We start from the raw sequence: 6,276 nt of genomic DNA on the forward strand, positions 1-6,276 counted from the left end.
ACATGGATCCGCAACCTGGCGTGCCGGCCGCGAAAGTGGCTCAAACGTATCTGGCCGCCGTCGAAGGCAACATGACCGGCCAAGTCCTCGATACGGCCATTCCCTGATCACGTATTCTTGACTTCGTCACCTTAGTTTGGGCATTCGAGTTTGATCCGGATATTCGGCGTCGGCGGCGAGTACTTTGGCCCGTTCGTCGCATTGGCGAGTGCTTTAACGTCGAAGAGGAGCAGCAGCTTGACGGGCTTGTTGGCCGCGTCGTATGTTTCCTGAGAATTTCGAAACAGCTGGACGTGTGTGTACGACGAGCCCGGAGCGAAGGCTCGATAGTCGAGCTTTTGGGCGGTGAGCGTCGTAACGGTCGAGTTGCTGGAACTGATCGTGTCGCCGTTCGACAACACGAGCTGCTGATCGAGGACGAAGGAGTCGTTGGGCGTCATGCTGCGTTTCGTCGAGTTCGTCCAATTCTCGGTCACCGCCCATCCCAATTGCTGATTAGACGAAGTATCGAGATCCGGCGATAGCTTGACGACTTGCACGCGCCACATTCCATCAGAAATCCACGTGTTTAGGCACCCTTCGTGCGCCGCCACTTCCTGCGATCCGCCTTGCGCGGTCGCGTGCGCCAGTTCGCTTGGGGTGCACGCGAACTTGATCCGGTAATTTGGCGGACTGACCGAGAAGTGCGGCCGGTTCGCGACTTGCGATAGCTTTGCCGCATCAAACGCGACGATGACGGCTGCGGGTTTGTCGTTCGGGTCCACATTGGTGGTGAGAAAGACCTGCACGTGCGTGTATTGTGCGGACGGCGGAAAGTCGTGGTAGTCGACGTCTTGCTGTGACAATGTCCCCGTCGTCGAGTCCAAGGCGCCGGTTTTGTCGCCTTTCTGAAACTCGAGCTGTTGACTGAGAGCAAATGTGCCGGTGCCGGGTGCGAGCGTCTGATCGGTGCCGTTCCTCCATTGCTCGGTGACGTCCCAGCCGGTTTGTTGGCCACCGACGACATGTCGCGCAAATGCCGTCGCGCGAACGCGCCACACGCCGTCGAACATCCATTGGTTCAAACAGCCATCGCGAACGGCGATGTTTGCGGTGTTGCTTTCGGCGGCACTGCTCGGAAGCGGGTACGAGTTCATCGACGCTGCCAATGCGAACGCAACGGCACGCTTTACGATGGTCATATGCATGTGGGGGCCCTCCGCTCTAGATCTCGTTCTTTCCGCATGACGATCGAACCTCGCAGGGAGCGGGCCATTTGAGGCTGGAACTGGCCGCACATGACGCCGACAACTTTGAAACAATTCTCCGGGTTCTCGCCGACGGCGCTGAAATTCATGCGCGACCTTGCGAAGAACAACGATCGCGCGTGGTTTGCGCCGCGCAAGCCCATCTACGAGCGCGAACTGCTCGAACCGCTCCAGGCATTGGTCGCCGACGCGACCGATGCGATGCGAAAAGCGAAAATACAGATCGGCGCCGATCCGATGCGCTCGACCTTTCGCATTTATCGCGACATCCGGTTCTCGGCAGACAAGAGTCCCTACAAGACCAATCTCGGCGCATTTCTCTCGACCCGCGGAAGTCACGATGAATCCGGGGGACTCTACGTCCACATCGAGCCGAAGAAATCGTTCATGGCGATCGCCTTCTATCAGCTCGACAAGCCGGTTTTGCTCAGGTGGCGCACCGCTATGGCTGAAGACCCGAAGCGGTTTCAAGCGATGATTCGGGCTCTAGAGCGGAACGGTTTGAAGCTTTCTGACCAGAGCGAAGCGCTCAAACGAATGCCGCGCGGCTTCGAACATTGCGCCGGCAGCCCGATTGAGAAATATTTTCGCATTGAATCGTTCATCGTCAGCGAGAAGCTGTCCGACAAAGACGTTAGCAGCAGATATCTCGTCGATAAGATGGTTGCGCTCGCGAAGAAAGCGAAACCGCTGCTCGCCTACGGCCGCGAACTTACGTAAGCGGTCACGCTTCTTTCCTTTACCTCCTTCTCGGCGATAGCGCCGCCATTTGGCGCCCGCGGTCGCGGCGGGCGCCGTAGAGGTCTGGTTTAAGGCTCATCGTCTTTCCATAAAGCCACGCCGACAAACTGGTGCGGGCTTAAGAAGAAACCGTCGTCGAATGCACCCGACGGATAGTCGTATTCTTGAAAGCCGTCAAGCATTGAGTCGGCAGTGAAAACATCGTCGTCGCGAGCGTTGAGATCGAACGTGACCGGATCGCCCGCCGCATTCAGCAGAATTGGAGCGCCGCACGGCGATGCCCCGCCTGGGCACGGGACTATCGTTCTTCCGAGCTGGTCGCCGAGAAGGAGCGTACCATCTTCGTAGTCGGCGCCGCCGGGGAAGGCCAGTGTGACCCCTACTTGACCGACCGGAGCGTAAAGCGGAAATGGGAATTTGTTGGCATGCCCCACGCCGCTCGAATCCAAATATGTCGTATAGACGTTATTCGCGGGGTCGCAGGTCGGAACGTACTCGCGCGACGCCGCAGGATCGGCAAACGTCCCAGCGGCTCCGCCCGGCGGATATTTGGTGATGGTTCCCGTACCACCGATGGTTGTCATCAAATTCGTGACCCAGACAAATTTGCCGCAATCAGCTTCCACGCCGACCGGCACTTGGCCAGGATCGTTCATCACCAGCGGCGCCACGCCGACGTACGGCGGTGGGAAGATCAAGATGTTCGATGCGCCGGAATTGGCAACGTAAAGACGGCCCCGCTTGTCGAGGTCGAGACCTTGGGGTTTAGACAAGCCGTGTCCAAGGATAGCGCCGCACAGAACCTGTCCGCCGAGATTCTCCCGCGCGGTGAAGATGTAGATTTCGGGGGTCGTGGGATCCGAGATGAAGAGAATGGGGAACGCTGGGCACGCGTTGTAGCTGACGGCCTGCGAAAGTCGATTCAGCGGCCGGAATTGAGCGCCCGGCGTCAGCGCGCGGTACGACAATCCAACGTCATTCTCTCCTAATTGCAGCCGCGGGATGAACTGTTGCGCGGTCAGATCCGCGCCGCTGTGATTGATCGATGTCTGCGGGCCGGTACCGGAACAGCCTGTACTCAACACGAGCGCAACCGATGCGCCTAGCGCATACTTGCCGAGCGATGAAATTCGCATACGTTTGATCCCCTCGTTGAAACAATCGAAGCGGAAGGCCAAATGCGAAAACGGGATCGGTTATCCCGCCACATACCTGGCGACGGTCCGCCGAAACAGTTTTGGACTTCCAGAGACAAAATGCGATGACCTTGGCAACCGGTCTGCGCTACGCTTCGTCCACGGCGCGACCGAACGTCACGCTCGACAAAATGGCGGGTGGCGTTTCCTGTGCGAGTTGTCGGTCGGGCCGCGCTCCTAGCGCGCCGTTGATCGAGCAGAACGCGAGACGAAAAGCGACGAAAAGCGTTGCTTCAAAGATCTCCCCATCCGAGAGGCCGGCTGCCTTCAGCGCGTCGACGTCCTCGCGAGTAGTAGCGCTCGGATCGTCAATTACCGCCGAGACCCAGGCGACTAAGGCACGCTCTCGCTTTGTGAGCGCCGGAGCATCGACTCCTTGCAGAATCGCAGAGGCGGTTCCGGTGTCGCTGAGATTGGCGAGTTTGGCGCCCCAAGCGATCGAGCAGTATGCGTCCCCGATCCGAGAGGCGCTGGCCGAGTTGAGGATCGCAATTTCGCGAGCGGAAAGCAGCGCCGTCGATGCGAGAAGCTGTCGTGCCTCGGTGAAGGCGACGTGAACGTCGGGCCGCCACGCCCACAGCCGCATATAGTTCATGACGTAGCCGTCTTCCGACTCCGCCTCATCGAATAGTGCCCGGACGGCGTCGTCTGCCGGCGGATCTGACAGAAACATATTACGAGGCTCCTCGAATGGTGGCGACTCCGTTGTCTGTGTGACTCAAGGCCCCAAAATCCCCCGGAGCCGATTGAGAGCCGCATCGGCCTCAGCGCGAAGGTCGTTGTAGGTCGCATATTCCGCCGGCGTCGGCGCCTGGTATGCGAGGTCGAGCGAGTTCATCAAGAAAGCGAGATGATCGCGCGTATGCAGCTCGTGCAGCAGATCGCCTTCGCTTGAGAGGACCTTGAATTGTACGAGGTCATCTATTACGCTGTCAACCTGCGCTCGCTTCGCGGCTGAAAGCGTGCCGCGATGGGCGAGCGCGGAATTGACGGCGCTGTTGAGCGTATCGAGCGTTGTACTGATTCGGGTCGCCAGTGCGAACCGGGCCGTCAGGTCGTCCGGCCCGGGATGCAGGCGCGGGTCGAGCTCGATCCGCAACGGTTGCCGCATGGTCTTTCCCCCGTAGGCGAACTCGACGTTATAAGCTCCAGGAAGCGCGGTGGGCCCGATCATCGCGTCGCTGAAGTCATCGGTAGTCTCGATGTGCAGTCCACGCACTTCCGTCGCGGGCGCGTAACGCAAATCCCACTGGAAGGCATTCATCCCGGTATCGATCGCGGTGAGCCGGTGCAAGCCATACGCCATCTGGCTCGCTTGATCTAAGCCGGCAAGCGCTGTTGGTGAAAGTTTCTTCTCCCGCTTGTCGCGTAAGTGCAGCATGAAGGTGCGTACGGTCTTGCCGTTTGCATCCAGGATCGAGAGCGTGGCCGGCGTTGTGCCTTTGTAGTCGCGCGGAACATCGAAGAAGACCGTTGCCCCATAGTCGGGGTTGTCGCCGCTATCCGGAATCGGAAAATTGCCGCCGCCGTACGCGTACGAAAGCCACGCGGTCTCGGGTGCGAAGAGTTGAGCGGTCGTCGCATCGAGATCGGTGGCGCGCGCCAGCTGCTCGATCAGAGCCAGGTTGTCCAAGATCCAGAAGGCACGTCCGTGCGTGGCAACCGCGACGTCACCCTGGCGCGCATCGACCGCAATATCGCGCACCTGCACGCCGGGAAGCTTTAGGCCGAGCGACTGCCATTGCGCACCGCCGTCCAAGCTCACGTAGACCGTGCTGCGCGTGCCGGCGAACATCACGCGAGGTTCGCGGGGATCTTGACGCACGACGAAGACGTATTGGTCGTGCGGCAAGCCGATGGTCATCGAGCTCCAATGCGCGCCGTAATCCGTCGTCTTATAGACGTAGGGATGGAAATCGTCCCACATGAAGCGCGATGCGGTCACGTATGCCGTGGCGCGATCGGTATGCGAGGGTTCGATGCTGCTGATCTGCGCCCACTGAGGCAGGTCCGGCGGCGTTACGAGATTCCATTGGGCGCCGCCGTCGGTCGTGACGTGCACGAGTCCGTCTGCCGAACCTGCCCACATGACGTCCGCCGTCAGCGGCGAGATCGCCAAAGACGCGATATCGGGAAACGTCTCAACGCCGGTTTGATCCAAATCGATCGGTCCGCCGCTTGGCGCTTCGCTGCTCTTGTCGTCGCGCGTTAGATCCGGGCTGATCGTGGACCACGTCTGTCCGAAATCGTCGCTCTTGAAGACGACTTGCGCCGCTTCAAAGAGCTCGGTGGGTTTGACCGGGGAGAACAGCACGGGGTGCGTCCATCCAAAGCGATACTTCGTCTCACCCGACGATGCTCCGGACATGTATTCGGGCCACGGGCTCACGTTCTTCTCCTCACCCGTCGAGGTGTCAAGACGTGCGAACGAGCTGTCGTAGCCGCTGCCATAAGTGATGCTCGGGTTGCGCGGATCGACCGCGATATACGTGCTTTCTCCGAGCGCGACCGTGTGCCACTGCCCCAGAGTCAAGCCTTCATTCGATGCGCTCGGCCCCTCAAAGGCGCCCTCATCTTGCTGCGCGCCGTAGACGTGAAACGGAAATTGCCGATCGAGCGTGATGTGATAGAACTGCCCCGTCGGCTGGTTGAGTTCGGTGCTCCATGTATCGCCGCCGTCGACGGAAACCGTCGCGCCGCCGTCATCGCCTTCCAGCATGATCTTCGGGTTATGGGGATTGATCCATAAGATATGATGGTCGCCTGGCGGCATAGCAGGCTTCCAAGTCTTGCCCGCGTCGGTTGATTTCAATAGTCCGTCGACCTCCGGCGCATAGATGATGTTGGAATTCGTCGGGTCTACATAGATGGCCATGTAGTAGAAGGCTCGCTGGCGCAGCTTCCATTCGCTGTTGACCCGCCGCCACGTCGCACCGGCGTCGCTCGATCGGAAAACGCTGCCCTCGTGCGCTTGCACGGTTGCGTAGACGACCCGCGGGTTGTTTGCCGCTACCGCGACGCCCATCTTGCCGAGCGGGCCCGCCGCGAAGCCGGGGTTGACCGATATCTTCGTCCAGTGCGCGCCGCCGTCA

5 protein-coding genes are annotated in these 6,276 nt (G+C 60.0%); 1 reads left to right on the forward strand and 4 read right to left on the reverse strand.

The window, feature by feature from the left end; all coding sequences use genetic code 11:
- Positions 1 to 131 precede the first annotated feature (131 nt).
- Entirely contained in the window at positions 132 to 1,187 is a 1,056-nt protein-coding gene (locus tag VII69_04000; GenBank protein HEY5094264.1) for a hypothetical protein, read from the reverse strand.
- Positions 1,188 to 1,277: 90 nt separating this feature from the next.
- Here VII69_04000 and VII69_04005 point away from each other — a divergent pair, with 90 nt between their 5' ends.
- On the forward strand, positions 1,278 to 1,967 hold the full coding sequence (locus VII69_04005; GenBank protein ID HEY5094265.1) for a TIGR02453 family protein: 690 nt from the start codon (positions 1,278 to 1,280) through the stop codon (positions 1,965 to 1,967).
- Positions 1,968 to 2,056: 89 nt separating this feature from the next.
- Here the strand turns inward: VII69_04005 and VII69_04010 are convergent, their stop codons facing one another.
- The 3 genes from VII69_04010 to VII69_04020 all read right to left on the reverse strand — a co-directional run.
- Positions 2,057 to 3,124 (reverse strand): hypothetical protein, encoded by a 1,068-nt coding sequence (locus VII69_04010; GenBank protein ID HEY5094266.1) that lies wholly within the window; start codon positions 3,122 to 3,124, stop codon positions 2,057 to 2,059.
- 148 nt (positions 3,125 to 3,272) lie between these two features.
- Positions 3,273 to 3,857, reverse strand: coding sequence for a hypothetical protein (locus VII69_04015; GenBank protein ID HEY5094267.1), 585 nt, complete (start codon positions 3,855 to 3,857; stop codon positions 3,273 to 3,275).
- Between the two features lie 45 nt (positions 3,858 to 3,902).
- A partial coding sequence (locus VII69_04020; GenBank protein ID HEY5094268.1) for a hypothetical protein occupies positions 3,903 to 6,276 on the reverse strand: 2,374 nt, incomplete at its 5' end.

Source organism: Candidatus Eremiobacteraceae bacterium (genome assembly GCA_036511855.1).
Lineage (GTDB): Bacteria > Vulcanimicrobiota > Vulcanimicrobiia > Eremiobacterales > Eremiobacteraceae > JABCYQ01.

Coding starts and splice junctions, on each gene's coding strand:
- VII69_04000 (HEY5094264.1), bottom strand. CDS start 1,187: ATGCATATGACCATCGTAAAGCGTGCCGTTGCGTTCGCATTGGCAGCG.
- VII69_04005 (HEY5094265.1), top strand. CDS start 1,278: ATGACGCCGACAACTTTGAAACAATTCTCCGGGTTCTCGCCGACGGCG.
- VII69_04010 (HEY5094266.1), bottom strand. CDS start 3,124: ATGCGAATTTCATCGCTCGGCAAGTATGCGCTAGGCGCATCGGTTGCG.
- VII69_04015 (HEY5094267.1), bottom strand. CDS start 3,857: ATGTTTCTGTCAGATCCGCCGGCAGACGACGCCGTCCGGGCACTATTC.